Source organism: Mesorhizobium sp. M0663, assembly GCF_040320585.1.
Classification (GTDB): Bacteria; Pseudomonadota; Alphaproteobacteria; order Rhizobiales; family Rhizobiaceae; genus Mesorhizobium.
Genome location: NZ_JAMYPX010000031.1, coordinates 1 through 24361, shown reverse-complemented (window position 1 = coordinate 24361; position 24361 = coordinate 1). Strand labels below are relative to the sequence as shown.

Below are 24361 nucleotides of genomic sequence, written 5' to 3'. Positions count from 1 at the left end.
AAAAGGCATCGAAGGTAAAAACCACCTTGTTCACGCCATGCCTCCTGACAAACCGAGGTTGAACGATTATAAAAAAAAATCAAGTAACGCGTTGAATATATTTTCGAGTATATTTCATCACGCTTGGCATAGATAGGAGCGGAACCGTGAAATGGCTGGCCTGGCGCGATATTTCGGAAAGTTAATAAATACATCACAAGTCCTTGTAGCTTTCAATGCACATTGCGGTTGAGACGAGGCGGGCGCAGATGACCTGATGGGGTTGTCTTGTCTTATGACTTTCCAGGCGGTTTGGCCCAGTGAGAGATGCCCGATCCGGGATGGCCATCCCGGATCGGGCGCCCCGGTCGTCTCTCCTTGATGTTTGGCGCTGGGCCTCGGCCATGACGCCGTTCACACCATCATTGTGAGGGACGACCGCCTCGACCGAAAGTCTGGCCGCGGCGCAGAGGCCCGTTACCCATCTAGCCACGCACGGTGCAGGCCAGCGCAGAAAGACCTGAGTTGCGCGCGAGAACGCGGCCTGAAATTCACATGATCTCCGAACGAGCATATATTATAAAGGTTTTGCAATTCTGTAATGAAAGCCTCACGCTCAACTGTTGACGTCGGTCAGCTCAATTTATATGGTATATACACGAATTACGTTGCCGCGATAATTCAGTAAACATACTGAAATCGACGCCGATAAAATGTGGCAGCGTCCAGGTATATATTGGAATAAGTATAAAAGATACATTACAACAGATATGCTAGCGAGAGACATAGTAGATACGATCTCCCCCAATCAGGAGATGAGTTGCATGGTATTTTGTCTCAGGAAACGGGAAATAATGGGAGAATTGCCGAGACATTTCTTTATTAAATCAGAACAACTGTGAGCAGATCGATGCTGAATGACTTCCTGAATTCACCACTTGCCATTCTTGGCGGCCCCGTGCTTGGGGAAGACCTCGTGAGGCCAATTTGGCCGCCGCGAGACGAACAGACTGCTATGGAACTCGCGGACCTGTATCTGAGCGGAAATTGGTCAGCCGACCTCGGAGGCAACGAAACGGCATTTGCCAACGAGTTTGCTGCAGCGCACGGAGCCAAGTACGGTGTGATGATGATCAACGGCACCGTTACTCTTCAATGCGCCCTCGCCGTCCTCGGTATTGGTCCAGGCGACGAAGTGATAGTGCCTGCTTACACTTGGCTCGCGACCGCCATGGCCGCAAGATATGTGGGAGCCAAGATCGTATTCGTCGACGTTGAGCCCACGACCCTTTGTGTTAATCCGAGCGCGGTAGAGGCGGCGATTACGTCCCGTACACGAGCCATCATTCCCGTGCATCTCTATGGCTCGATGGTTGATATGGATGCGCTGATGGCGATCGCGAACCGGCACGAATTATTCATCGTCGAAGACTGTGCCCAAGCTCATGGTGGCAAGTGGGCAGAGCAGCCGGCCGGAAGCATTGGCCATATCGGTTCGTTCAGCTTCCAGCATCAAAAACTCATGACCAGCGGCGAAGGTGGGGCTTGCATCACCAATGACGCGAATATCGCTGAGCGGCTTTATCGCCTAAAGCACATCGGTTGCAGGCCTGGTGAGGGCATGGGCAAGTTTACCCGAAAGCCTGACCCGGATCTTATCTGCTATAACTTTCGAGTAACTGAGTTCCAAGCTCTCATCCTACGCCGGCAACTAAAAGCTATTCCTGAAATAATAGTACGCTACAATGCTCACGCGCACGTGCTCGATCAGCGGCTTGCCAATGTACCCGGAATACGCGCCCAGGCCCGCGGCAGCCGCGCAAATCCACAAAGCTTTTATAAGTGGATTGCCGTCTTCGATGAGGAGCCACTAGCATGCATTCCGATCGATAGAATCATCCAAGCAGTGAATGCTGAAGGTCTGCCTATGGAGCGAACCTATGGGGCTGTTTACAAACATACCCTATTCAACCTCCCATCGAGCGACTATCGAATCATGGATGGTAAGTGCAACATCACCGAAACGATCGCAGCAGAACGAGCGGCCCAACTCTCGCACCAATGGCTTGGGTCGGACGAAGCAGTTATTCATCGGATCGCTGACATTCTAGCTAAGGTCTCAGCCAATGCTGATCAACTCAAGGCTTTGAATTGATTGGCGTAGTTGCACGGCTCGGAATCCACTGCGCAAGGAAGCCGTACGAACACTGGAGGCCCTCCGCAATACCGTCAGCACCATCAGTGACGTTGCCCCTTTGGCTTAATCCGGTTTGAAGTTCGCTCTGGCCCAACGCGAGGACCAGAGAATGAAGCGCAGCCGTTTCAGTGAAGAGCAGATCATCGGGATTTTGAAGGAGCACGAGGCCGGAGTTTCGGTGGTCGATCTGTGCCGCAAGCACGGGGTCAGCGACGCCAGCATCTACAAATGGAAGGCGAAGTATGGCGGCATGGACGTGTCGGAACCGAAGCGGCTGAAGACGCTGGAAGATGAGAACGCTCGTCTGAAGCGGCTCCTGGCGGACGCCATGCTCGACAATGCCGCTTTGAAAGATCTTCTCGGAAAAAATGTATGGTCCGCCCCGTCCGTGCAAGGGTTCGCGACATCTCAAATGACGATTCCAGTTGCATAAATGTATCCGGCCTCTCGCGAGTGGACTGCTGTTGCAGCCAGGCCATGATGAGATCCGCGCACACCGTTCCCAATAAATGGTTCGGGCACGAAGCCCGCTTTTTTGCACAGGGCTTACGGCATGCTGATCCACTGTTTCGTCATCACTATTCCCGAGCCTTGCAATCGTGCCGGAGGCGTCAGGCGAATGCAGGATCCCTGCGTTCGGCGTGCAAGACCATCGGCTGCTGCCGGATGACGGTTCGCCACAAGGCGAGCCGTGGCGACGATGGTGACCTGCGGGAGCGGATGAAGGCGATCGCGCATGAGCGCCGGCGCTTCGGCTATCGCCGCCTGCACGTGCTGCTGCGGCGGGAAGGTTATGTGGTCAATCACAAGCGTCTATTCCGGCTCTATCGCGAGGAGAAGCTTGCCGTTCGGCGCCGTGGCGGCCGCAAGCGAGCCATTGGAACGCGAGCACCGATGATGGTCCCCGTTGCGCCCAACGACCGTTGGTCACTGGACTTCGTGTCGGATCAGCTGACCGATGGCCGTCGCTTCCGGATATTGCCCGTCGTCGACGACTGCACGCGCGAGTGCCTGGGGTTGGTCGCGGATACGTCTCTGTCCGGCGTGAGGTTGCCCGCGAACTCGATCGGCTCATGATCGAACGCGGCAAGCCGAAGATGGTGGTCAGTGACAACGTTGCAGCGAACTGACCAGCAATGCGATCCTTGCCTGGGCCGATGCAAGCGGCGTCGACTGGCATTACATCGCGCCCGGCAAGCCGATGCAGACGGATGTTGTAGAATAGCCCCTTCTTCTCATTCGGCGGCTTTTTCCACAGCCTTTCTTTCCGGCCTCGTTCGCCATGGGGAAGTCGCTGCTGCATAGGCAGCTTCCGCCTTCTCGACTCGGGATCGTTCTTCGGCGCGCTTGGCCGGGATGTTGTAGTCGAAGGCGGTGCCGCGTCTGGCATGGCTGGTCGGAAGGCCGGCACGCAGCTCGACCGATCTGAACTTGCGGGCGAGCAAGGCCGGCCGGGCCCAGATGTAGTCGGTATCTTTGCTCAGCATGTGCCAGATGATCATTGCAAGCTTGCGTGCAGTGGCGACGGCCGCGATGTGCTTCCCCCGACGCGAGGCGATTCGCTTGGAGAAGGCGCGTAGAGGTCCTGGCGATCGCACAGCCGCCCATGCCGCCTCAACCAGCATTCCCCGCGCATGGCCGCGGCCCTGCTTCGTGATGCGCCCGTGATAGGCTGGCCCCTCACCGGACTGCCGCACGCTCGGATTGAGGCCAAGATAGGCGACGAGCTTCTGTGGATCGCTGAAGCGCCGTATGTCGCCGATTGCTGCGGCAACGCTCGCAGCCACGGTGACGTCGAGGCCGGGCAACGTCATCAGGCGGCGGATTGTCGGATCCTGGAGGGCATGCACGGCGATATCCGCCTCGACCACCGTCAACGCCTCGTTGATCTGGTTAATCAAGCCGAGGTGGCGCTCGATGGCGGCGCGCTCATCCGCAGGCAATATTTGCCTCATCAGCCATTTGCGCCCGCTGATCCCGACGAGGTTCCCATGTGGACACGGCGGGATCAGGTGGGCGTGGAGGATTGACTGAATCAGGTTCTTCAGCCGCGAACGCTGGCGAACCAGCTGTGTCCGCCTGGTGACCTGTCTTCGGAGCGCAAGGGTCCCCGGATCCGGAACCCTATAGCGCGGCGATCAGGATGAGATTCGTCTCTCCCAGATCGACGCGCTATAAGACCCCCTTCGAGTTCGCCCACACCTTCACCCCGCGACGGGACACAACGCTGCGCGCCATGATCAGCACCGCGCCTGTGCCCGTCGCTCAAACCGCCCAACAGGGCAACATTGATCGCCGGAGCGAACTCAGGATTGGATAAAACTTGGGGGCAACGTCATCAGTCCTCAAGAATGCGCATACTACTTCACAACGCCGGACATGTACCAACCTAATAGCAAACTCTGTCCGTCCTTAGAGAGACCCGCATTCCTAACCACGCCTCCTTCCCACGGCCGGTGCTCCCTGTTCCTCATTGGTCACACGACGGATCGACAGCGTTCAAGGCAGACTTCCACTACCGCGTCGGGGTCCCTTGTCCACCAGTCTAGCTGCGAGAAGATTTCGACTTCGACGGGACCTTCGTAGCCGGCGTCCTCCGCCCAGCGTCGAATTTGAGGCAGATCGATGATGCCGTCGCCCATCATGCCGCGATCGAAGACGAGGTCGCGGGTCGGAACCAACCAGTCGCTTACGTGAAACCCCACCAGCCGGTCCTTTCCGGCCCGCTTGATCTCCGCCTCAAGTCGGCTATCCCACCAAACGTGATGAACGTCGACGATGATCCCGACGCCCGGCCCGAGTGCATCGCAGAGATCGTTGGCATCGGCCATCGTGTTCATGCATGACCGGTCTGCGGCCAACATTGGGTGGAGGGGTTCAAGCGCCAAGGTAACGCCAGCCTCGCGGGCCGGAGGGAGAAGTTCGGCCAGAGCCTCTCTGTACTGCATCCTAACTGCATTCAAGTCCTTAGATTTTGGCGGCAGGCTGCCGGGAAGCACCGGCAGGCACGCAGCCGAAAGTTCGGCCGCCTGATCAATGGCGCGTCTGGCATCGTCGAGTGCTGCCCGTCGGGCGGCCTCGTCAAGTCCGACGAGAGGGCCCGCACGATTCAAGCCCGTCACCGCCATGCCGTTGTCGGCGAGCAAGCGCTTGGCCTCGCCCATCCCATAGTTCTCGATGGCATCGCGCCAGACCCCAACTCCCCGCACGCCGTGGCGGGCATAGCCCTCAACAGATTCCCGAAAATCCCACTGAGTGCGCGTGGTCGCCTGATTGATAGCTACTCGTTCTGGGTCAAGCATCGCTTAGTCGCTCTCCTGTTGTCTTGTCGTCATGGTTCCAAGAGGCGCCTGAAGGCCTGTCTCTCGATAACATCCCTCTTCGTCTACCGACACGCGACAGGATGCGCCCTCAAGGCTTCTGTTGGTGGATGCAGTCGGCCTGCGCACCAGCGGGATGAGATTGGTCGCGAGGTCAAGCGGGAGGCCGTCATCACTTCAAAGAAGGGCCGTCAACGTATACGCGTTATATTGAGAGGCTGGTCCATCAGCACTGAACTCCATGAGGTGCTACGACGTTCCTGTGACAAAATCATCGAAGCAATTGGCGTGCCGGATTCAGCATACATTTGCACTGCACCACTTCCCGGTACCCGCGGCCCGGCTCAGGTGACCATTGGGCAGCTTCTGACATTTTTGTCCGGCTTCGGACACAAAAACGTTTTGCGGATGGCACGTATAGAGAGTAAATAAAAGGAACCTCATGCATGCAAACAGGCGCGACCTGAACTCAATCGGTAGCCCGCGCAGTGAGTTGATCTGGTCCACTCAGAGTGCTATTGCCACCGTGATCTTCCCTCGCTTTGATGGACAGGGGATTAGCCGATCTGGTATTCGGCCTTTCTGGCGTCCTGTACCCCAATGCGGAGTGGATGCGCCTTCGGTTATAGTAACCTTCGATATAAGCAAAGAGGTCGCGGCGCGCTTCGTCGCGAGTTTCCCATTGGAACGAGTTCGACCTTGAGCGGGTGGAAAGAAGCTTTCCATCGGAGCATTGTCGTAGCAGCAACCGGTTCGGCTCATCGACGGCGTGACATTCATTGCAGCGAGCTGCTTGGTGTAGATCTCGGCGGCGTATGGGCGGATTCAAGCGGTCGTCGCAACACCGATTGTGTTCACTCACGACAGCAACTCGTCAAGCGCCTCTGCCGGCGTTTTCCAGCCAAGGTTTTTCTTGGTCGGGCATTGAGGGCCGCGGCCACGGCGGCGATCTCGTCGGCGCTGTGGACGCTCAGGTCGGTGCCTTTCGGGAAGTACTGACGCAGCAGCCCATTGGTGTTCTCGTTGGTGCCACGCTGCCATGGGCTTTGCGGATCGCAGAAGTAGACTTGGACACCCGCATCGATCTTGAGGCGATGGTGCTGAGCCATTTCGGCTCCCTGATCCCAGGTCAGCGAACGACGCAGCTCTTCGGGCAACGTCATGATCGTGGTACCCATCCGGTGAAGCTTCCGATTACCCACATCGTCGGCTTGATCCAATGGAGATGCCGAAGGCGATATCGTGCAAGCGGGTCATGCCGCGCCAGACGACCATGTTGCCGGGAGGCGGATCATGTTTGCGGGCGAGATAGCCGCCAAGCATGGCGATTTGCAGTAGGTAAGCGGCGAGCGTGGGCCGTTGGAGGCGTGGCCGCGTTCGGGACGCGTCGATCCGGTTGAGCGCAGTGATCTCGGCGAAGGTGAGAACGCTGTCGGGCGCGGCGTCTGGCTTGGCGCGCGCCGACATTGTGACGAAGAATATGCGCCAGCTGACCACCGCGATGAGAGCGAGGAACTTCGCCAGCCTCTCGGCGGTCTCGAGCCTCGCCTCCTCGGCACGGCAGCCGGACTTCATGACCTTATGGAACACCTCCGCCTTCCAGCGCAGGGCATACCAGCCGAGCTTCTCAACCGCCGCGGAGAGATCGCCGACCGGCAAGTTGGTCACCAGCTTCCAGTCGATCGGCTCGCGGCCGGGCGGCGGATCCTCTTCGAGGGCGTGGATGTAAGTCAGAACCTGCGGACTGTAGCGCTTCTGCTTGCCCACGGGCGGCAAGGTTCTGATGGCGGCGAACTTCACCTGCAGGCAGGTCGTCTCGTCCTGATCGACCGTAATGCGATGACGTCCTGCCCAAGGCGCCGCCGCAAGTTGGGCGAAGACGCGATGAGCAGGATCGTGCGGGACAGCATCGGCAGGCCGCTCGGCCAGCCTGTTCGTCTGCACCCGCACGAGGAAGCTGGTGCCAAGGTCCTGCGCGGTGCAATAGAGCTCGTAGATGTCGCTCTCTCGGTCACCAACATGCACGCAGCGCTCGGCTGCGCCAACGAGCGCGATGGACTGGCGCAGGTTCTCCAGCCAGCGGTACCTCTCCTTCGTCTCGATCGGCACGCGCGTGGGATCATGTGCCGCTTGAGCGCGAGCGTTCCCTTGAATTTCGTTCGTGTCCAGAACTTCACCGCCGTCAGACCGAGGGGTGTGCCGGTGAGGGTGACGGCCAGGCTCGAATGCATCAGCACCCCGCACAAAGTCAGCACGTTGGGCTGCCCGGCCTTGTAGCGCCCGGCGTTGATGGTCTTGGTGAAGCCGATTTTGCCCGGCTGCGCGCGGCTGTAGATAAATTCGGTCGTGTCCTGCAGGATAAGGATCGGACCTTCGCTCGCCGCAATGCGCGCCGCGGTCGCGGCGAAATGGCCGGCCAGAACGCTATGTTCGGTCACACGCGGGTTGTCAAAGAAGCGGTAGGCCGCCTTCGCCGCCGCCCAGTCGCCGCAGGCCGCCGGGATTGGCTTGCCCGGCGCAGCTGACATCTGATCCAGCAACCGTCGCAGCCGACGGGCCAGACGCTTGTCGGGAAGGGCCGCCGCAGAAAGCTCTTCCTCCTGCCAAGCGGCTTCGCTGCTGCCGTTCTTGTCTCGCATCCGTGACGCCTCCGTGATTCGGCGTCACGGACAGAATCACGGCAGATTCATACGGGGCAATAGGCCCGCCGACGATGTGGGTAATCGGAAGCCGGTGAAGACCGCAGACGTGTATCCGGCGGCCATGAGGACCTGAGCACCGCGGTGCCGGCGTCAAGTTTTTGATGGGGAGACGCGATGATATTCTTCGAGGAGGAGTTTGACCTCCTCGATGCCTTCATCGGTGAAGGCCAAGATTCCGTCGTCATCGTTGGCGCCGTACACCCAGATGACGCCGTCCTCGGGCTCGAGACCGAGGGTCAGGTCCTGGATGAGCGCTTCGCTGACGCCGAGGTCCCTGGCGACACGTTCGACGGTGTAGACGTGATGCACCTTATTGCGCTGCATGATCAGGCCGCCGCTGGTTGGGTCCGCAGTTGTGCGGATCTCCAATTCCACGGCAGCAAATCATCGATCCGATGAGCTGGGTGGGCTGCGATGCGCGCCAGGATATCGGCGAGCCAGGCCTGCGGGTCGATATCGTTCAACTTGGCGCTGACGATCAGGCTGTAGAGAACGGCAGCGCGCTGTCCGCCGCGATCGGAACCGCAGAACAGCCATCCGCAAGAATGCGCTCTTCGCAGGCTCTGACGGCGGCGCCGAACACTGGGCCGTCATCGCCTCGCTGATCGAAACCTGCTTATGCCGCGCGCGGCATAAGCATGTTTGGACTAACCCGCTCCGCGATTGCGGAGCGGCAAGGAGGGTGTGTGCCGCCGGCGTGGTGTTGATCGCGTCGTCTGTCGCGCTGGTCATGTGTCCACAACAAGCTCCGACTGCGTCAGCATGGAGTGGCTGCTTGCAGCCCATTCCATCGGACAAGGAGGAGTTTGTCATGACCCACTTCGCCAGCGCATGAGCGAGGACATGCAGGTGCGCAACTTCGCGCTCAACACCCAGCTGTCGTATCTACAACAGGTGTCGCTGTTCGCGCGTCACTTCGGCAAGTCGCCGGACTTGCTCGGGCGCGAGGATATTCGGACCTATCAGGTCTATCTGACCAACGAGAAGAAGCTGTCGCCCGGCTCAATCCACGTCGCCATTGCGGCGCTGCGCTTTCTCTACACTGTGACGCTCGAGAGGGATTGGGCGCCTGAAGAGGTCCTGCCGCTTCCCAAGAAGCCGCAGAAGCTGCCGATCATCCTCAGTGCCGAGGAAGTTCAGCGGTTCCTCGGCTGCGTCCTCGACGTCAAACACCACGCCATCCTGACCACTTGCTATGCCGCCGGCTTGCGCATCTCGGAAGCGGTGCAGCTGAAGCCCACGGGCATCGACAGCCAGAGAATGGTCATCCGCGTGGAGCAGGGCAAAGGCCAGAAGGACCGCTATGTGATGCTGTCGCCCAAGCTGCTGGAGATCCTGCGCAGCTACTGGAAGGTGCGGCGGCCAAAGGAGTGGCTCTTCCCCGGCGATCGTTCCGGCCAGCCGATCACCAGGGATGCGGTGGGACACGCCTGCGCGAAAGCGCGCGACCGCTCCGGATTGTCCAAGCCGGTCACGCCCCATTCGCTTCGCCACGCCTTCGCCGTCCATCTGCTGGAGGCCGGCGCCGACGTGCGCACCATTCAACTGCTGCTCGGTCACCGCAGCCTCGCGACCACCGCCCATTACCTGCGGATTGCCACCAACAAGGTGTGCGCCACGTCGAGCCCCTTCGAGCTCCTGCCGCGTCCGGCGCCCACCGTGCCGCCGCCTGCCAAGCCGCAGTACTTCTGAGCGGTCGCGGCAATGGCCCGCTCGGGGCCGGAAGTGGCGGATATCTTCCGCTGCTACGGCGAAGCCTATCGCGCACAGCATGACGCGTCGCTGTCGACCGCCCAGCGCCGCGTCATGACGGCGATCGAATTGTGCCGGACCGCCGCACTCGGTGGGCACGTCGAAGCATGTGATCAATGCGGCCACCGGCGCATCGCGTTCAACAGCTGCCGCGACAGGCATTGCCCACGCTGCCAATCGCTGGCCCGTGCACAATGGCTGGAGGATCGTCGCGCCGATCTCCTCGACACACAGTACTTTCACGTCGTCTTCACGTTGCCTGGCGACATTGCCACCAAGGCCTATCAGAACAAGGCGCTCGTCTACGGCCTGCTCTTCCGCGCCGCCGCCGAGACCCTGCGCACCATCGCCGCCGATCCCAAGCACCTGGGCGCCGAGATCGGCTTCTTCGCCGTGCTACACAGCTGGGGCCAGAACCTGCTTCATCATCCGCATCTGCACTGCGTCGTCGCCGGCGGCGGCCTGTCTGCCGACGGTCGTCGGTGGATCGCCTGCAAGCCCGGCTTCTTCTTGCCGGTCCGGGTGCTCTCACGCCTGTTCCGACGATTGTTTCTGGAGCACCTGGAGAAAGCCTTCGACGCCGGCCAGTTGAAGTTCTTCTCTGGCCTGCAGCACCTGAGCGAGCGCGACGCCTTCCGGCGCTATTTGGCGCCGCTACGAAAGGCTGAGTGGGTCGTCTTTGCCAAACCGCCCTTCGCCGGACCTGCCCAGGTGCTCGACTATGTCGGGCGCTATACGCACCGCGTCGCCATCTCCAACAACCGCCTCATCGACATCGAGGACAACGCCGTTCGTTTCCGCTGGAAGGACTACCGGCACGGCAATCGGCAGAAGGTCATGACCGTCGCGGCCGACGAGTTCATTCGCCGCTTCCTGCTACACGTCCTGCCCGAGGGCTTCCATCGCATCCGCCATTACGGCTTCCTCGGCAATCGCTATCGCGCGCAAAAGCTCGCCTGCTGTCGTGACCTGCTCGGCATGCCAGTTCCAGAGCCGTCGGACAGCCGATCCGCAAAGGACTATCGCGACCGCTACGAGGACCTCACCGGTCATTCCCTCAGGCAATGCCCCGCCTGTCGTCAAGGCCAGATGATCATCATCGAAACATTCGACGGCGTCACCGGACGCCCGCCATACCAGGACACGTCATGAAGCAGGGGCGTCGCCTTCCTTGTCATCAGCATCGCGCCGACCCGCTCGGAAGCCAAACTGAGCCGGTCCCGCAAAAGTGTGCGCCGTCGTCACCGGCAACCTCTCTCAGTCAGGGCGCGGCGCCGATCCTCACATGCCGGAACCGATATCCGCGCCGCTTTCGGTGCACGCCACGCCTTCAATCACCGCGTCCGCGACGCATCCGCATCGCCACGCGATGCCTGTTCATAGGTGCGGCCCCAATTGAAAACCCATAGCGGCCACCCGTGCCGGCGGCTTAGTCCAACACGTTTTTAGCTCACCGCCGCGATCCACCCCAGCGCACTCTCGCCACCCACCTTGCAGCGCGACGCCAAGCTAAAAACGCTCTGCAATATGCTCAGCTGACCATATTCCGCTGAACCCGGCGAGGTGGCGCGCCACGCAATCTGCGCCTCTGCTGTCCTCAAAACGATAGGCAACCATTGGCGGACTGGTTCCGCCATAGGGTCGATCATCCCGTGCGTAGGCCCATAGCCAGGCTTTCGTGGTTTTCCCGGAACCGGGGGCAAGGGTGGGCAAGGTCGTCTCGTCGGCGAAGACCCTTTCGCCCTCCTTCACACGCTCGAGGATGTAATCGGCGAGCATCTGCAACTCGAAGCCCAGATGCCCCATCCACTGCGCCATCAGCGACCGGCTGATCTCGACACCGTCGCGCAGATAGATCGTCTCCTGCCGGTAAAGCGGAAGGCCGTCGGCGTATTTCGACACGGCGATGTAGGCGAGCAGCCGCTCCGTCGGCAGGCCGCTTTCAACGATGTGCGCCGACGCCAGAGCCTGGACCACGCCGTCACGGCCCCGGAAAGCGTATTTGGGACGGCGCGTGACGATGACCCGGAACTTCGGCGGCACGACGTCCAGCCGCTCGGATCGGTCCTCGCCGATCAGAACCTTTTCCAGCCCCTCGCAGTCGCCAGGGATTTCCGGCTCGATAACTTGCTCGATGCGTTCGAGGTGGGCAGCAAAACCCTTGCGCGGACGCGGGGCGCGCTTCGGCTTGTTCCCGACCGCGCGGTCGAGTTCGCTCCGGATTTCCGAAAGGCCGGTCTCGACCTCTTCGAAGGCAAAGGAGGCCTGCTCGTCGTCGATGGCCAGGCGTAGCCGCTCGGAACGCGTGCCATGTTGCGTGCGCTGTAAAACTTTCAGGATCGACGTGAGATTGGCGATCCGCTCGTTGGCGCTCCTCTCGACGGCCTTCAGCCGGGCGACCTCCGCCTCGGATGCTACGATCCGAGCTTCGGCGACTGCGATCCGGGCCTGGCTCGCAGCCTGCTCGCGAGCCATGGAAAGGATCATCGCCTTCAGCGCATCAACGTCGTCGGGAAGGGCAAGACCCGGTAGAACCATGGCAAGCAACAGAGCACAAAAACAGCCGCTTTCCCAACCGTTCCAGCCGCATGATTCATCTTGCCGCAGGCCGGTTTCAGCCCGTCGATAACGGCCGCCTGACCCTGGCCGGACGGATCTTTTTCCAGTCCAGTCCGGCCAGAAGCGCCATCAACTGGGCGTGGTCGAGACGCATGCGCGCGGCCGATATCGCAGACCAGCAGAAGCTGTGATCTTCCAGAGTCTTCGAATAAAGACAAACCCCGCTGCCGTCCCACCACACGATGCGAACCCGGTCCGCACGCTTCGAACGGAATACGTGAAGCGCCCCCGAGAACGGGTCCAGGCCGCCATCCCTGACCAGCGCCATCAAAGATGCCGCGCCCTTGCGGAAGTCGACCGGCTGGCACGACACGTAAACCACCACACCGGAAGCGATCATGCCTTGCGAACCGCGCGGATGATCCTCGCCAGGCGATCGGGATCAACATCGCCGCCGGCGCGCACGACGGCATCGCCAATGACGATTTCCACCGTGTCGCTGCCCACCGCTTCAAAGCGCGTGAACTTCGCCGGCTTGCTCGCTGCCTCCGTCAGTGGCGCAACCATGCCCGACGAAAGCGCCTTGCGGCGCCACGCATGGAGCTGCAAGGGGTCCAGCCCCTCGGAACGCGCAACCGCCGACACATTGCCCCCTGGCGAGAACGCTTCGGCGACAAGCCGTGCCTTTTCTTCGTCCGACCGATGGCGCGGCTTGCGTCGGGACGGCACAGGCTCCGCCGTCAAAATCTCGAATGTTCGATGATGGCTCATACTGTCGCTCATAGATCCCATGGGCTGGATGACGGCCGCCGTTTTTTGCAGAATGAGTGGTCGTCCTACCAACCACCTAATCTGAGGAGACTGCGATGCTTAAGACCGATATCCCGACGACGGCCGTCCAAACCAATCTTGCTGCAATATTTCTATCCTTGGAACTGTCGCGTTCGACATGGCTCATCACGTCGCTGTCACCGGGGAATGGCGAGAAGATGTCGAAGCACTCGGTGGAAGCTGGCAATATTGTCGGTCTAATTGAGTTGTTCTCGAAGCTGCGAGAAAGAAGCCGAGCCAGAACGGGGCAGACGTATCCGATCATTACGATCCAGGAAGCTGGTCTCGATGGTTTTTGGGTCCACCGATCGCTCGAGAAAGAAGGCATCGAAAGTCACATCGTTGATGCGGCTTCAATCGCTACGCCTCGCCGCCGGCTGCGCGTGAAGACTGATCGTGTCGATGGCGAGGCGCTGTTGCGTGTTCTGCTGGCCTTCAAGAGGAAGGAACCGCGCGTATGTGCGATGGTGCGGGCCATTTCCCATGAAGAGGAAGACCGGCGGCGGATCGGCCGGGAGCGAAAAGCGCTGATGGTGGAACGTGTCGGTCACGTCAATCGGATAAAGGGGCTTCTTTTCTCGCAGGGTATCAGCGATTACGAGCCCCTTCAGAAAGATCGACGCCAGCGCCTCAGAAACTGCAAACAGGTGACGGTCATATGTTGGCACAACATATGAAAGCCCAGATTGCCCGTGAGCTGGACCGGCTGGAACTGGTTATGGAGCAAATCAAGGTGGTCGAGGACGAGCGTGACGCACTTCTCGCGGACCAAAGGGCAGACAAGACCAAACCATCGCCGGTCACGATGTTACTTGGGATCAAAGGCGTCGGTGCGGAGTTTGCGAACATCCTATGGTCGGAAGGTCTGTTCCGGCCCTTCGACAACCGCCGCCAGGTCGCGGCCTATGCAGGATTGGCACCGATGCCTTGGCAAAGCGGCTCGATTAACCGCGAACAGGGCGTGTGGAAAGCAGGCAGTCCGAGACTGCGCACGACTTTGATCCAGCTAGATCTAGCCTGGCTGTGGTTGCGGCATCAGCCGGATTCGGCATTGGCGCAATGGTTCAGGGGGCGTGTTGAACATAATGGTGGTCGCATGAAGAAGACGACCATCGTCGCGCTGGCGCGCAAGCTGTTGGTCGCGCTTTGGAAGTATGTCACCTCTGGGGTCATCATCGACGGCGCCATCATAAAGGCCCCATAACGCTTTCACTCTCCCCCTTAAGAGACCACCAAGGTCTCATGAGCCCTGGTGGTTCCAGGCCGACGACCGAGAGAATCTTGAGATGCCGTCTCATAGAATGGTTTTGTCGACCTAAGCCCTGCCCGCCGGAAGCGGGATGTTGGTGCAGCCGAAATAAACGGCGACCGTATGTGAGGTGGATGAGGCTCGGCAAAACGAGCCGTGTCACACAGTCGGGCTTGGAACCTGGAACCGATAATTTGAGATGACGATATGTTTTAACCAACTTGACACAGATGTTCCCATGTGAGGATTCTCCGCATGATTCATGCTGAAAATGAGCGATCAACCGCCTGCACGCTACGTGGGGATGCCTACGCGCTTACATTCTAGCAGGATGGATAGTCGTTAAAAGCGGGCGCCCGACGATGCGCCAAACGCACCTGGGCGGCGAGAAGGCGTTTCTCGATTTCACCGGCGACACCATCGACATCTTCGACCCGTTCACCGGCGAAGTGCACGCAATGAAGCTGTTCGTCGCGGCGATGGGCGTCTCGAACTCTCGAACTACACCGCTACGCCAAGGCGTGGCCGAGCGAGAGCCTGCCCGACTGGATCGGTGTTCACACGAACCTTTTCACCTTTCTGGATGGCATGCCGAAGTTCGTGATTCCCGATAATTTCAAGGCAGCCATCACCAACCCCGATCGCTATGATCCCGGTCTCAGCCGGACCTATGCCGAGATAGCGAGCCACTACGGCACCGCAATCTCGCAGCCAGGCCGCGACGGTCGAGGTCGCTGTGCAAATTGCCCAGCGCTAGGTCCTGGCGCGCCTGCGCAATCAACGCTTCTTTTCCGTGGCACGAACCGTGCCACTTGCGATCAGAGCATCAATGCGATCTTGATCTATGCCAGCCTCTCGCAGAACCTCGACCGAATGCTCGCCCAGATCGGGCGCAGGGCGATCGAAGACGAGCGGCGAGCCCGAAAGCTTCAGCGGCTCAAGTATGACGCGATAGCGGCCGCCGTAGCCGTGCTCAACCTCACGGACTAGTTCGCCGGCCACATCGGGATCGGCCAGCGCCTGGTCGATGCTGCGTACCGGGGCCAGCAGGATACCTGTAGGTGCAAGACGCGTGAGCGCATCATTGCTGGTCAGTTGACGCAGCCGGTCTGACAGGATGCCGGCGATCTCGTCCCGGTTTGTCCAAGCGCCGCTTCCTTCTAGCAGCGGTATGACCGGGTCGCTGAGGCCCAACGCGGCTGCAATATCGGGAAGGGATGCGGGGCGAGCCACAAGAGCAATCGCGCCGTCTAAGGTCGAATAGATGCCGTAAGACGCTGGTTGGTGACTGTGGCTGATTCCATTCCGGCCCCGACAGGCCTGTTCTCGCGCGTTCAGTGCATAGCTGGATTCCGAGGTCAGCAAGTGAAGCGCGCACGACATCATATCCACGCGCACCCATTGACCAAGCCCTGTCTGGTCGCGCTGGCGCGCCGCCGCCTGAATGCCGATGACAGCCTGTGATGCCGTATAGGTGTCAACTATGTAGCCACCGGCGGGAGTAGGCGGACCATCGGCTGCCCCACCAAGGCTGGCGATGCCCGACAGGGCTTGAATGATCAAATCCTGCCCCGGCTTATTTCGCCCTGGGCCAGCCGGATCATAAGCCGCAATCGAGCAATAGATCAGTCCAGGATGCTTGGCAAGAAGGGCGGAATTGCCCAACCCCATCCGGTCCAAGACCCCGGGCCGGAAATTCTCCAAAATGATATCCTTCTGGGAGATTATCTCGCGGATGACCGCCTGCGCCTCGGGCCTCTTCAAATCAATGGACAGTGAACGCTGGTTGCGATTCATGCCCAGGAAATAGGGGCTCGGTGCGTCTGCAGCCGCCGTTGGCTCTTTGATACCGCTACGCTGATAATCGCCCGCCGGAGCCTCGATCTTGATGACCTCCGCTCCAAGCGAGCCAAGATACTGCGCCGCGATTGGCCCCGCCGCATAGTGCGTGAACGCCAAGACGCGAATACCGCTCAGTGGATGCACGTCGCCATCCTCCTTTAGGCGACCTTTCACTCCTGTAAGGGTATTCAGCATTTGATCGCTCCCTTCGCCAGTTTCCAAGCGGATTAGAGTTGCGGTTGCTCAATGAGCCAAGGTGTTCTTGATCAGAAATGACCGCTCACGCTCGTCTGGAGCGAGCGGCTAACCCCGCGCATGCGTCTATTCGAGCTCGCCGTTTTGCCATTAGTGTAAGCAACACATTCTTCCAGGCACCATTGTCACCGTATGCCCGGCCGATCGGCGTTTATCTGCCTGGCTAACTGGCATTTCTCTGCTAGTTTGGACGATCTGATGGGTAACGATGATGCCGCGGGCAGCCATCATATCCTCCACTATGCTCAGGGAAGCGGAAATAGAGCCAGACCGCATGGGCAATCGCCTAGGCAGGAAAGCGACGGTCATACAGTGAATCACTGCGAGCTTGCTCATGCCGGCGGTCGCATGTCCTCATTTGACATCCCGTAATTACCGCGGTGGAATCGCTTACTAATAACGGCAGCGGCATTCAAATACGGTTCTTGCTGTGACTGATCAATTCCGGTGGTCATTTGCTTTCTCCAGGGAGCGCGGTCGCGCTTGATTTGTAACAGGACAAAATTTCTTCAGTGTGCTCACCCAGCTGAGGCGAAGGAAGCCGAATTCCGGTTTTGTAGCAGTCGAATCGCAGCGGTTGATTCACGTGCCATTCACCGCCGTCTTCGAGGCTAAGCCGGACAAAGAGGTCTCGTGTGTGCAGCTGCGGATCTCTTGCGACGTCATTTAGTTCATGCACATGCCCCCAAGGAACTTCGATACCATCGAAAATATCTGCCCACGTAGCTTGCGTTTGCTTCGCAATCGCGGCGGCAAGTTGCGCGCGATAGTCATCAGCGTGTTGCACGCGGTCCTGATGGCTTACGGAAGCCAGATGTTCCAGACCAGTACTTCGGCACAAAGCCTGCCAGTAGTGATCTTCGTTAGGGATACTCAACGTAATCATCTTGTTGTCTGCGCAAGCGAAGGTCCCATATGCCGGTTCCTCCTCGTACACCTCTGCCATTGGTCTTCCGTTTAACGTCGCATAGTGATAGGCGGTCATCCATGACACAAGGCTATCGGTCATAGACAGATCGATGTAGCAGCCATGCCCGGTTCGCTCCCGCGCCAGCAGAGCCGAAACCACACCAAATGCCGCCAGGGTACCGGAGGCGAGATCGGCGATGGGTAATTGAAACGGTTTCTCCAGACGTCCGGTTCGACATTGCTTAAATAGAACCCCGGCTAAGCCCTGGCAGGAGAGGTCGTGAACCGGGCGCCTGCGGTAAGGGCCATTTTGACCGAAACCTGTCAATGACAGATAGATTAGACGGCGATTTCTTGGATTAAGGTCTGCGTAACTCAATCCGAAATTTTTCATTACGTCAGGCCTGTAGCCTTCGATAAGAACGTCCGCAGTTTTGCTCAACTCGAATAGCGATTCTCGACCGTGTGCGGACTTTAAATCAAGGACAACACTTCGCTTGTTGCGACTCAGGGAGGAAAAGAGGCTTCTGAGCTTGCGGGCTGGGTCACCGCCATTAGGTCTCTCAACAAGAGTAACATCCGCGCCCAGGTCTGCCAGCAGAAGGGTTGCATACGGACCAGGATATTGTTCCGCGAGACTGAGCACTTGCACTCCTTCTAGTGGTGATCCAATCACGAGAACCTCCAGACAATCCTGCCTACGTTGAACACAGCATTTAGAACGCGTCACTGGTGACGGGCGGATCTTAGCGTATTCAATGTGACGGCGGTGATAAGAGTTCGTGAAAGATCGCAACATGCGGGTTAAGCAACCGGCAGAGGCGCGGAGCCTTCAATTTGCGTAGCGCTGGAGCCGGTTGCGGCGAGAGTGCCATCGCTGCTAACCGGGGAAACCTGTCAACACGGGAGCCTACCTCTGTCGCGCCATGTCGGCCAAGACTACATCTATGGCGTCTGCTGCTTCAGCAATGTCGGAATCGGTGTGAGCTGTGCTCAGGAAGAAGGATGCCCGACTTGTGCTGCGGACGCCGGCATCCACCAGCCTGGCGACGAACTCATCGCCAGCGTCACGGTCGGCAAACCTCAGGTCCCGATAACTCCGAACCCGCAGTTCCGACGGGACGAAGAAGAGACCGAAGTGCGCGCCATAGCCTTGGATTTGCGCAGTAATTCCATGCCGCCTTAGGGACTCCGCGATTCGCTCAGCCAGCTTGTTGCCCCTATCTTCGAGGTCTTTGAGACCCTTCCCGCCGCGCGAACAGGTCTGATATAATGTCGCCAAGCCGACGCAGAGGCCAGTCACATTGCCGCTGTAGGTCCCCCCGTGCAGGACGCCATGGGCTAACGTGTCCATCACTTCAGCGCGGCCTGCGACGCAACCCAAAGGAAAGCCGGCCGCGAGCGCCTTCCCGAAGATGGCGAGGTCGGGGGTGACCCCAAACTTCGCCTGCGCGCCACCCGGCGCAAGTCGGAATCCAGTGATCACTTCGTCGAAAATCAGGAGGGCGCCACAGCCCGTGCATAGCTCCCGGACCTTCTCAAGGAAACCAGGAAGTGGCGTAATGACCCCATTGTTGCACATTACCGGCTCCATTATCACGCCGGCGATATCCCCCCCGTGGGAGGTGAGACATGCTTCAACTGCATCAAGGTCATTCCATGGGAGGACAATTAGGTCTTCATAGGTGGAGGGAGGCATCCCCAATGACTCAGGGTGAGGTTGGACTGAGTTTCCACTCTCCTGTTGTTCGAACGGCGGCTTGATGCTCACAGCCAGGCCGTCGGCCCAACCGTGATAGTGACCATCGAACTTGATGATCTTTGAGCGTCTCGTAAAGGCTCGTGCGAGCCGCACTGCCAGAAGGTCAGCCTCGGTGCCGGTGTTGGTGAACCGGACCAATTCGGCGCAAGGTACCAGTTGCACGATCTTCTCCGCCAGCTGCGCCTCAAGGCGGCTCTGTCCCCCGAATACCTGGCCGATCTCAAACGAGTCGATGATTGCGGTTTCGATGGCTTCTGGCCTGTGGCCGAGGATCATCGGGCCCATGCCCATTACGAAGTCGAGATACCTGTTGCCGTCGGCGTCGACCAATTCGCTCCCGCGCCCGCGTTCGAAAAACAGAGGAGGTCGTTTCCCGGTGAGCCGAGCGTTACTGCTTACCCCCGCCGCCAAGTACCGGCGCCCTTCCGACATCAATCTTTTGGACTCGTCGTAGCGCCCCAAAAAGGTGTCTGCGTCCATAATAGATATCCCTTTGACCTTACTCATCGTGGCGGACCATCCTGCTCACCTCAGGCTCATTTGTTTATGTTCCGTGATGGACTTGCGGGGCGCAGACTTTCATTCCGCCCAGGCCGTCCAAGTTCACACTAGATTTTCTGCGAGCCTTGTGGGACGGACGCGTCAATTATTGGAATGATATTCCAAATAGTATGAAGTGTGAAAAGCAGCAAGCGAATTCTCAAGCTCATTGCTCAAAAAATTGTCGCAGCGCTGACGGGGCATGCGCTTCGCGGCTATCTTTGCGAATTGACCGACGAACGAATGATCGACGATCCCTGCTCAGCAATTGCCATTGTTATCGCATGCGTATTGACAGACGACGCTTTTGGCATGATCGACGCATCGACAACTCGCAGTGCCCTCACTCCGTGAACCTGGAGTTTGGGATCGACAACAGCTCTGTCATCGACCCCCATTCGACAGGTGCTTGAGAAGTGAAGAGCGGACGCGCCACATTCTCGTGCATAAGCTAGAAGCTCCGCGTCACCTGTTATGGGATGGCCGGGTAAGGTCTCGCAAACGCTAAATCGAGCGAGCGCGGGCCTTTTGAACAGTTCGCGTGCTAATCTTATGCCTGATAGGAGAGCTTCACTGTCCGAATGTACAGAGAGATAACCGAGCGATATTGCAGGAGGGATATTCGGATCAGCGGAAACGATGCTCACGTGTCCACTGCTTTCAGGAGATGATTGCCATAAGCCTACTGTCATGCCCGGCGACCGCTCGAGTTTGCCTAAGCCAGCGTAACTGCCTGGAGTGAAGCTCAACTGGAGGTCAGCAGCGGCCACATCGTCCCGGCTTCTAGCGAAGAGAGCCGCATTGCTCGCCCCCAAGGACATGAGACCTCGTCCAAGCAAGGTGTATACCAACGACTCGCGCAAGAGTCGCCACCCCCGTGCTCGCTCATTGAGCGTTACGCAGCCTTGAACTCGGTGCGCGACTCTAACAAGGAAGTGATCCTTCAAGTTTTCGCCAACACCAGCCGCATGATGCACCAACGGAATGCCGTGCCTCGACAGAAGGTTGGCGGGTCCAACGCCGGACAACTGCAATATTTGCGGTGACTTGAGTGCCCCTGCAGCAAGGATAACCTCCCGCCTTGCCTTTACCTGGAATAGCTGCCCAGCTCGTAGGACTTCAACCCCTATCGCGCGACGATCTTCAAAGAGTACGCGCGTGCACAGCGCATTTGTCATCAGCTGAAAGTTTGAACGTGTTCTCGCCCGCCTCAGAAATGTCCGGGCAGTGCTTGCTCTAAAGCGACCTTGACGATTCTGTTGAAACCATCCGACACCGACATTTCGGGGGCTGTTGATGTCCACGAGTACGGGAAAGCCGAGAGACTTAGCACTCGCGATGAAGGCCGAAGATAGGGGATGTTGGACTGCCAAAGCCACCACCGGCAGAGGACCGTCACTTCCCCGGTCTGCAGAGTCTCGAACATGGTATCGCTCTATTGATCGGAAGTGGGGCAATAGCTCATCGTAGCTCCAACCCGTGCATCCAAGCCGAGCCCAGCGATTATACTCCTCCGGATTCCCGCGAACAAACAGCGTTCCGTTTGTCGAACTGCTCCCGCCCAAGACCTTTCCCTGAGGCAGATCAAGGCTCCGACCATTGAGTTCCGGAGACGGCTCACTGCGGAATCCCCAATTGATCCTTTTGTCATTTTGAAGCTTGAGAAACCCGGCTGGCACATGAATCAATGGGTTCGTGTCAACTGGGCCAGCTTCAAGCAGCAGGACTCTGAAGCGACCATCTTCCGATAAACGGTCAGCAACGACGCTGCCGGCTGACCCTGCCCCAACAATGCAGAAGTCACACTCAACGTGATCGGTTGTATGCATGTCCCGTTTTGATCGCAATCGCACGCCCCTTTGATCTGCAGGTAGCTGTCCTAGCTCGGACCGACGCCGACCTAAATGGTGGCTTCCCATCTAAGAGCCTCAAAATCGCTCGCACGCCCCAAGATGTTGGTCAGCGATGATTCAGGATCTGCGATCTGCTAGCCAACCATGGTTCTATTCCGGTTGCGACGTGTCTATGCTAACCCAGCCCGACACTGTCTTGAGCTCATGAAACTGATATACTCTCGCCCCCCTCGGGGAGGGATCCTCGAGCGATCGGCTCGATGGCGTATCCATTTGCGTCTGCCAAATCAACGAGAGTGGTGGCATGGTCTCCTCCGCCAAATTGCAGGATTACTCGTCCGTCTTCAGCGAGATACGAGCGCGCCTGTTTCAGAAAGCTCCCGAGGATTTTATATCCCGGATCGAAGAGTCCCCGTTCTCACTGGCAAACTCGTAGTCTTCCGGAACGTGCGTGCAGGGAAAAGTCCAGAAAATCGCGTCGAACCTTTGAGAGGCCTCCACAGCAGAGAACATGTCGCTTTGCAGAACTAAGATGTTATCGATGTTATTCCGTTGAGCGTTCTCGAGGGTATTTGCAACCGCGCGGGGATCTATGTCGACTGCAACGACGACGTCCGCTCCGTTCTTCGCAAGGTAGGTTGAGGGCAGACCCATGCCGCAGCCGATTTCAAGGACGCGCTCTCCCTTGACAGATGGAAAAGTTCTGTACACACCACCGCCATGCGAAGAAATGAGATGGCGGGAATACGCCCTCATGAATGACGATAGCGAACCCAAGTGCTTGCATGTGGTATCGGAAGGCCCGGTTTTGACTTTCAGCAAGACGCTGTTTCAGCTGATCGATGTCTCCGATAATGCTCATGTCCACCTCCCTTTGATTGCTGTGCGACAGATAACAGGCTCAGATAGGCGAGTTTTGCCGTCTGCTGACGGCCAAAGCTTATGCGTGTGGATATCTTACAGGGACATGCGGCAGAATTTTTTGAATTTTCGGTAATGTTTTTGCGTGCAAATGTAACACCAAAAACTGGTGACTTTCACATGTGAAGGGCATTGTATGAGTCAGCGGCTTTTTGCTGGAGGTGTGGGTCCCGGACGAGCGCACCGACCGGCCGCGCCGACGTCGCAAAAATGTTCGGAGAGGATCGCGAACTCTCGGTGGCGATCGTCTATAACGATGACGTCCTGTCCTACGGCAGTATCATCAGCGTTTACGACGGCACGGACGAAGCGATCACCGCTCTTACCGACGATGGAGTTGACGGGCTGAGGCAAATGCTCGTCGCCCGCCGCTCGACCAATGACTGGAACGATTTCCTTGAAGACGTCGTCTCAGACCCAGACATCATCGCACGCATCAAAGCGAAATCTCCGCGGCAACAATCGGACGCTTACATAATATCAAACCGTCGCAAAACTTTAGGTAAACCGTAATTTGCAATTGGGGCAGTCCTACCAGACAATCGGCCCCATGGCTCTAACGCTTAAATTTGCGGCTCGAAAACCAGCAATAGTCAAATGAAGCAGCATCGCATTACAATCGGACGGCTGGACGTTAGCAACGATCTTCCCTTGATACTCATCGCCGGCCCGTGCGCGATCGAAAGCCGCAACCATGCGCTTGAGACCAGTCAAGCTTTGTCAGAGATCACAGGGCGTCTGGGCTTAGGTTTCATCTATAAGAGTTCGTTCGACAAGGCAAACCGGACGAGCCTCTCTGGCGGGCGCGGTATCGGGATGCGAGAGGGTCTCGCCATATTGGCGGATGTTCGAGAGACCGTTGGCTGTCCGGTGCTCACCGATGTCCATGCGCCTGAGCAGTGCCGAGAGGCGGCGGAGGCCGTGGACGTCCTGCAAATCCCCGCCTTTCTCTGCCGTCAGACCGATTTACTGGTGGCAGCAGCCCGAACCCAGCGCCCGGTGAATGTCAAGAAGGGGCAGTTCCTCGCCCCTTGGGATATGGTGCACGTTGCCGACAAGCTGGTGCAATCAGGCAACCGGGATGTGTTACTGTGCGAGCGGGGGGCGAGCTTCGGCTATAATACGCTTGTATCTGATATGCGGGCACTCCCAATCCTTGCTGAGACCGGGTTTCCGGTGGTGTTCGATGCAACCCACTCGGTGCAGCAGCCAGGCGGCAGAGGTACGAGTTCAGGTGGACAACGCGAGTTCGTCGAGATCCTGGCACGGGCGGCTGTCGCCGTCGGCGTTGCGGGCATCTTTATCGAGACCCATCAGGATCCCGATAAGGCGCCGAGCGATGGCCCCAACATGGTGCCTCTGCAGATGATGCACCGACTTCTCGAAACGTTGCTTGCATTCGACCACTTGGCGAAGAAGGTATCCGCCACTTGTGAGAAGCCAGCTCAGCCGCTCGTGAGCTAGGTTGGGACGATCAATCGAGGGCGAAGACTCTGATCCGGTAAGGGACTGGGAGCTTCAGATGGCCAGAGAGAGGTACGGCGCATCGGTCGTAACGGATCGCGATCCGACGGCGTCCTGGAGCTTTGACCTGATGAGGTGGACGGCCTCCGCTCCCGGCATCGCAATGTGCCAAAGTGTGGCTGTCGAAAGTCACATGAGGGAGAGCCGTCCATGGAGAAGGTTAGCA

General features: G+C 58.6%; 15 protein-coding genes and 9 pseudogenes. 8 read left to right on the top strand and 16 right to left on the bottom strand.

What is annotated here, in order from left to right:
• Window positions 1-889 precede the first annotated feature (889 nt).
• The gene (locus tag NKI54_RS30585) at window positions 890-2134 is read left to right on the top strand and encodes a DegT/DnrJ/EryC1/StrS family aminotransferase (protein ID WP_352693370.1); all 1245 of its coding nucleotides are present in this window, start codon (window positions 890-892) and stop codon (window positions 2132-2134) included.
• Window positions 2135-2285: 151 nt separating this feature from the next.
• Window positions 2286-3401 (top strand): annotated as a pseudogene (locus tag NKI54_RS36585) (IS3 family transposase).
• Window positions 3402-3411: 10 nt separating this feature from the next.
• On the opposite strand, the pseudogene NKI54_RS30570 reads toward NKI54_RS36585, so the two are convergent.
• The 8 genes and pseudogenes from NKI54_RS30570 to NKI54_RS30535 form a co-directional block, all read right to left on the bottom strand.
• Window positions 3412-4293, bottom strand: a pseudogene (locus NKI54_RS30570) (IS110 family RNA-guided transposase); the annotation flags it as partial.
• A gap of 360 nt (window positions 4294-4653) precedes the next feature.
• Complete coding sequence (locus NKI54_RS30565) at window positions 4654-5478, bottom strand: sugar phosphate isomerase/epimerase family protein (RefSeq protein ID WP_352693368.1); 825 nt, start codon at window positions 5476-5478, stop codon at window positions 4654-4656.
• 595 nt (window positions 5479-6073) lie between these two features.
• A pseudogene (locus NKI54_RS30560) lies at window positions 6074-6312 on the bottom strand (integrase core domain-containing protein); the annotation flags it as partial.
• A gap of 42 nt (window positions 6313-6354) precedes the next feature.
• Window positions 6355-6662 (bottom strand): annotated as a pseudogene (locus tag NKI54_RS30555) (IS30 family transposase); the annotation flags it as partial.
• 28 nt (window positions 6663-6690) lie between these two features.
• Window positions 6691-7605 (bottom strand): IS4 family transposase, encoded by a 915-nt coding sequence (locus NKI54_RS30550; protein WP_352693366.1) that lies wholly within the window; start codon window positions 7603-7605, stop codon window positions 6691-6693.
• Window positions 7606-7991: 386 nt separating this feature from the next.
• Window positions 7992-8135 (bottom strand): annotated as a pseudogene (locus NKI54_RS30545) (IS4/Tn5 family transposase DNA-binding protein); the annotation flags it as partial.
• 153 nt (window positions 8136-8288) lie between these two features.
• The gene (locus NKI54_RS30540) at window positions 8289-8522 is read right to left on the bottom strand and encodes a hypothetical protein (RefSeq protein ID WP_502898281.1); all 234 of its coding nucleotides are present in this window, start codon (window positions 8520-8522) and stop codon (window positions 8289-8291) included.
• A gap of 2 nt (window positions 8523-8524) precedes the next feature.
• A pseudogene (locus NKI54_RS30535) lies at window positions 8525-8734 on the bottom strand (transposase domain-containing protein); the annotation flags it as partial.
• 307 nt (window positions 8735-9041) lie between these two features.
• Here NKI54_RS30535 and NKI54_RS30530 point away from each other — a divergent pair.
• Both NKI54_RS30530 and NKI54_RS30525 read left to right on the top strand, forming a co-directional pair.
• A complete protein-coding gene (locus NKI54_RS30530) occupies window positions 9042-9890 on the top strand; it encodes a tyrosine-type recombinase/integrase (RefSeq protein ID WP_502898280.1) in 849 nt (282 codons plus the stop codon).
• A gap of 12 nt (window positions 9891-9902) precedes the next feature.
• Complete coding sequence (locus tag NKI54_RS30525; RefSeq protein ID WP_352693362.1) at window positions 9903-11102, top strand: IS91 family transposase; 1200 nt, start codon at window positions 9903-9905, stop codon at window positions 11100-11102.
• A gap of 390 nt (window positions 11103-11492) precedes the next feature.
• On the opposite strand, the pseudogene tnpC reads toward NKI54_RS30525, so the two are convergent.
• From tnpC to NKI54_RS30510, 3 genes and pseudogenes are all read right to left on the bottom strand, one after another.
• Window positions 11493-12488: pseudogene (tnpC, locus tag NKI54_RS30520) on the bottom strand (IS66 family transposase); the annotation flags it as partial.
• A 76-nt stretch (window positions 12489-12564) separates the two neighbouring features.
• A complete protein-coding gene (tnpB, locus tag NKI54_RS30515; RefSeq protein ID WP_023693549.1) occupies window positions 12565-12909 on the bottom strand; it encodes an IS66 family insertion sequence element accessory protein TnpB in 345 nt (114 codons plus the stop codon).
• The gene (locus tag NKI54_RS30510; RefSeq protein WP_352693360.1) at window positions 12906-13280 is read right to left on the bottom strand and encodes a transposase; all 375 of its coding nucleotides are present in this window, start codon (window positions 13278-13280) and stop codon (window positions 12906-12908) included. Before NKI54_RS30510 ends, tnpB begins: the two co-directional genes overlap by 4 nt.
• Before the next feature lie 95 nt (window positions 13281-13375).
• Between NKI54_RS30510 and NKI54_RS30505 the strand changes: the two are divergent.
• A pseudogene (locus tag NKI54_RS30505) lies at window positions 13376-14544 on the top strand (IS110 family RNA-guided transposase).
• A 398-nt stretch (window positions 14545-14942) separates the two neighbouring features.
• Window positions 14943-15343, top strand: a pseudogene (locus NKI54_RS30500) (IS21 family transposase); the annotation flags it as partial.
• Window positions 15344-15366: 23 nt separating this feature from the next.
• Here the strand turns inward: NKI54_RS30500 and NKI54_RS30495 are convergent.
• The 5 genes from NKI54_RS30495 to NKI54_RS30475 all read right to left on the bottom strand — a co-directional run bounded on the left by NKI54_RS30495 (window position 15367) and on the right by NKI54_RS30475 (window position 22572).
• Window positions 15367-16626, bottom strand: coding sequence for a CaiB/BaiF CoA transferase family protein (locus NKI54_RS30495; RefSeq protein WP_352693358.1), 1260 nt, complete (start codon window positions 16624-16626; stop codon window positions 15367-15369).
• A gap of 511 nt (window positions 16627-17137) precedes the next feature.
• On the bottom strand, window positions 17138-18394 hold the full coding sequence (locus NKI54_RS30490) for a CaiB/BaiF CoA transferase family protein (RefSeq protein WP_352693356.1): 1257 nt from the start codon (window positions 18392-18394) through the stop codon (window positions 17138-17140).
• Window positions 18395-18505: 111 nt separating this feature from the next.
• Complete coding sequence (locus NKI54_RS30485) at window positions 18506-19837, bottom strand: aspartate aminotransferase family protein (protein ID WP_352693354.1); 1332 nt, start codon at window positions 19835-19837, stop codon at window positions 18506-18508.
• A 275-nt stretch (window positions 19838-20112) separates the two neighbouring features.
• Window positions 20113-21726: a GMC family oxidoreductase gene (locus NKI54_RS30480; RefSeq protein WP_352693352.1), complete on the bottom strand. Its 1614-nt coding sequence runs from the start codon at window positions 21724-21726 to the stop codon at window positions 20113-20115.
• 393 nt (window positions 21727-22119) lie between these two features.
• Complete coding sequence (locus NKI54_RS30475; RefSeq protein ID WP_352693350.1) at window positions 22120-22572, bottom strand: methyltransferase domain-containing protein; 453 nt, start codon at window positions 22570-22572, stop codon at window positions 22120-22122.
• A 309-nt stretch (window positions 22573-22881) separates the two neighbouring features.
• Between NKI54_RS30475 and NKI54_RS30470 the strand changes: the two genes are divergently transcribed.
• Together NKI54_RS30470 and kdsA are read left to right on the top strand one after the other, a co-directional pair.
• A complete protein-coding gene (locus NKI54_RS30470) occupies window positions 22882-23184 on the top strand; it encodes a hypothetical protein (protein WP_352693348.1) in 303 nt (100 codons plus the stop codon).
• Window positions 23185-23268: 84 nt separating this feature from the next.
• Window positions 23269-24135 carry a 3-deoxy-8-phosphooctulonate synthase gene (gene kdsA, locus NKI54_RS30465; RefSeq protein WP_352693346.1) on the top strand — a complete coding sequence of 289 codons (867 nt, stop codon included), beginning with the start codon at window positions 23269-23271 and terminating at the stop codon, window positions 24133-24135.
• Window positions 24136-24361 lie beyond the last annotated feature (226 nt).

Bases quoted from the DNA above. Each gene is read 5' to 3' on its own strand.
- NKI54_RS30585 (WP_352693370.1), top strand. From the start codon at position 890: ATGCTGAATGACTTCCTGAATTCACCACTTGCCATTCTTGGCGGCCCC.
- NKI54_RS30565 (WP_352693368.1), bottom strand. From the start codon at position 5,478: ATGCTTGACCCAGAACGAGTAGCTATCAATCAGGCGACCACGCGCACT.
- NKI54_RS30540 (WP_502898281.1), bottom strand. From the start codon at position 8,522: ATGCAGCGCAATAAGGTGCATCACGTCTACACCGTCGAACGTGTCGCC.
- NKI54_RS30530 (WP_502898280.1), top strand. From the start codon at position 9,042: ATGCAGGTGCGCAACTTCGCGCTCAACACCCAGCTGTCGTATCTACAA.
- NKI54_RS30525 (WP_352693362.1), top strand. From the start codon at position 9,903: ATGGCCCGCTCGGGGCCGGAAGTGGCGGATATCTTCCGCTGCTACGGC.
- tnpB (WP_023693549.1), bottom strand. From the start codon at position 12,909: ATGATCGCTTCCGGTGTGGTGGTTTACGTGTCGTGCCAGCCGGTCGAC.
- NKI54_RS30510 (WP_352693360.1), bottom strand. From the start codon at position 13,280: ATGAGCCATCATCGAACATTCGAGATTTTGACGGCGGAGCCTGTGCCG.
- NKI54_RS30495 (WP_352693358.1), bottom strand. From the start codon at position 16,626: ATGCTGAATACCCTTACAGGAGTGAAAGGTCGCCTAAAGGAGGATGGC.
- NKI54_RS30490 (WP_352693356.1), bottom strand. From the start codon at position 18,394: ATGTTGCGATCTTTCACGAACTCTTATCACCGCCGTCACATTGAATAC.
- NKI54_RS30485 (WP_352693354.1), bottom strand. From the start codon at position 19,837: ATGGACGCAGACACCTTTTTGGGGCGCTACGACGAGTCCAAAAGATTG.
- NKI54_RS30480 (WP_352693352.1), bottom strand. From the start codon at position 21,726: ATGCATACAACCGATCACGTTGAGTGTGACTTCTGCATTGTTGGGGCA.
- NKI54_RS30470 (WP_352693348.1), top strand. From the start codon at position 22,882: ATGTTCGGAGAGGATCGCGAACTCTCGGTGGCGATCGTCTATAACGAT.
- kdsA (WP_352693346.1), top strand. From the start codon at position 23,269: ATGAAGCAGCATCGCATTACAATCGGACGGCTGGACGTTAGCAACGAT.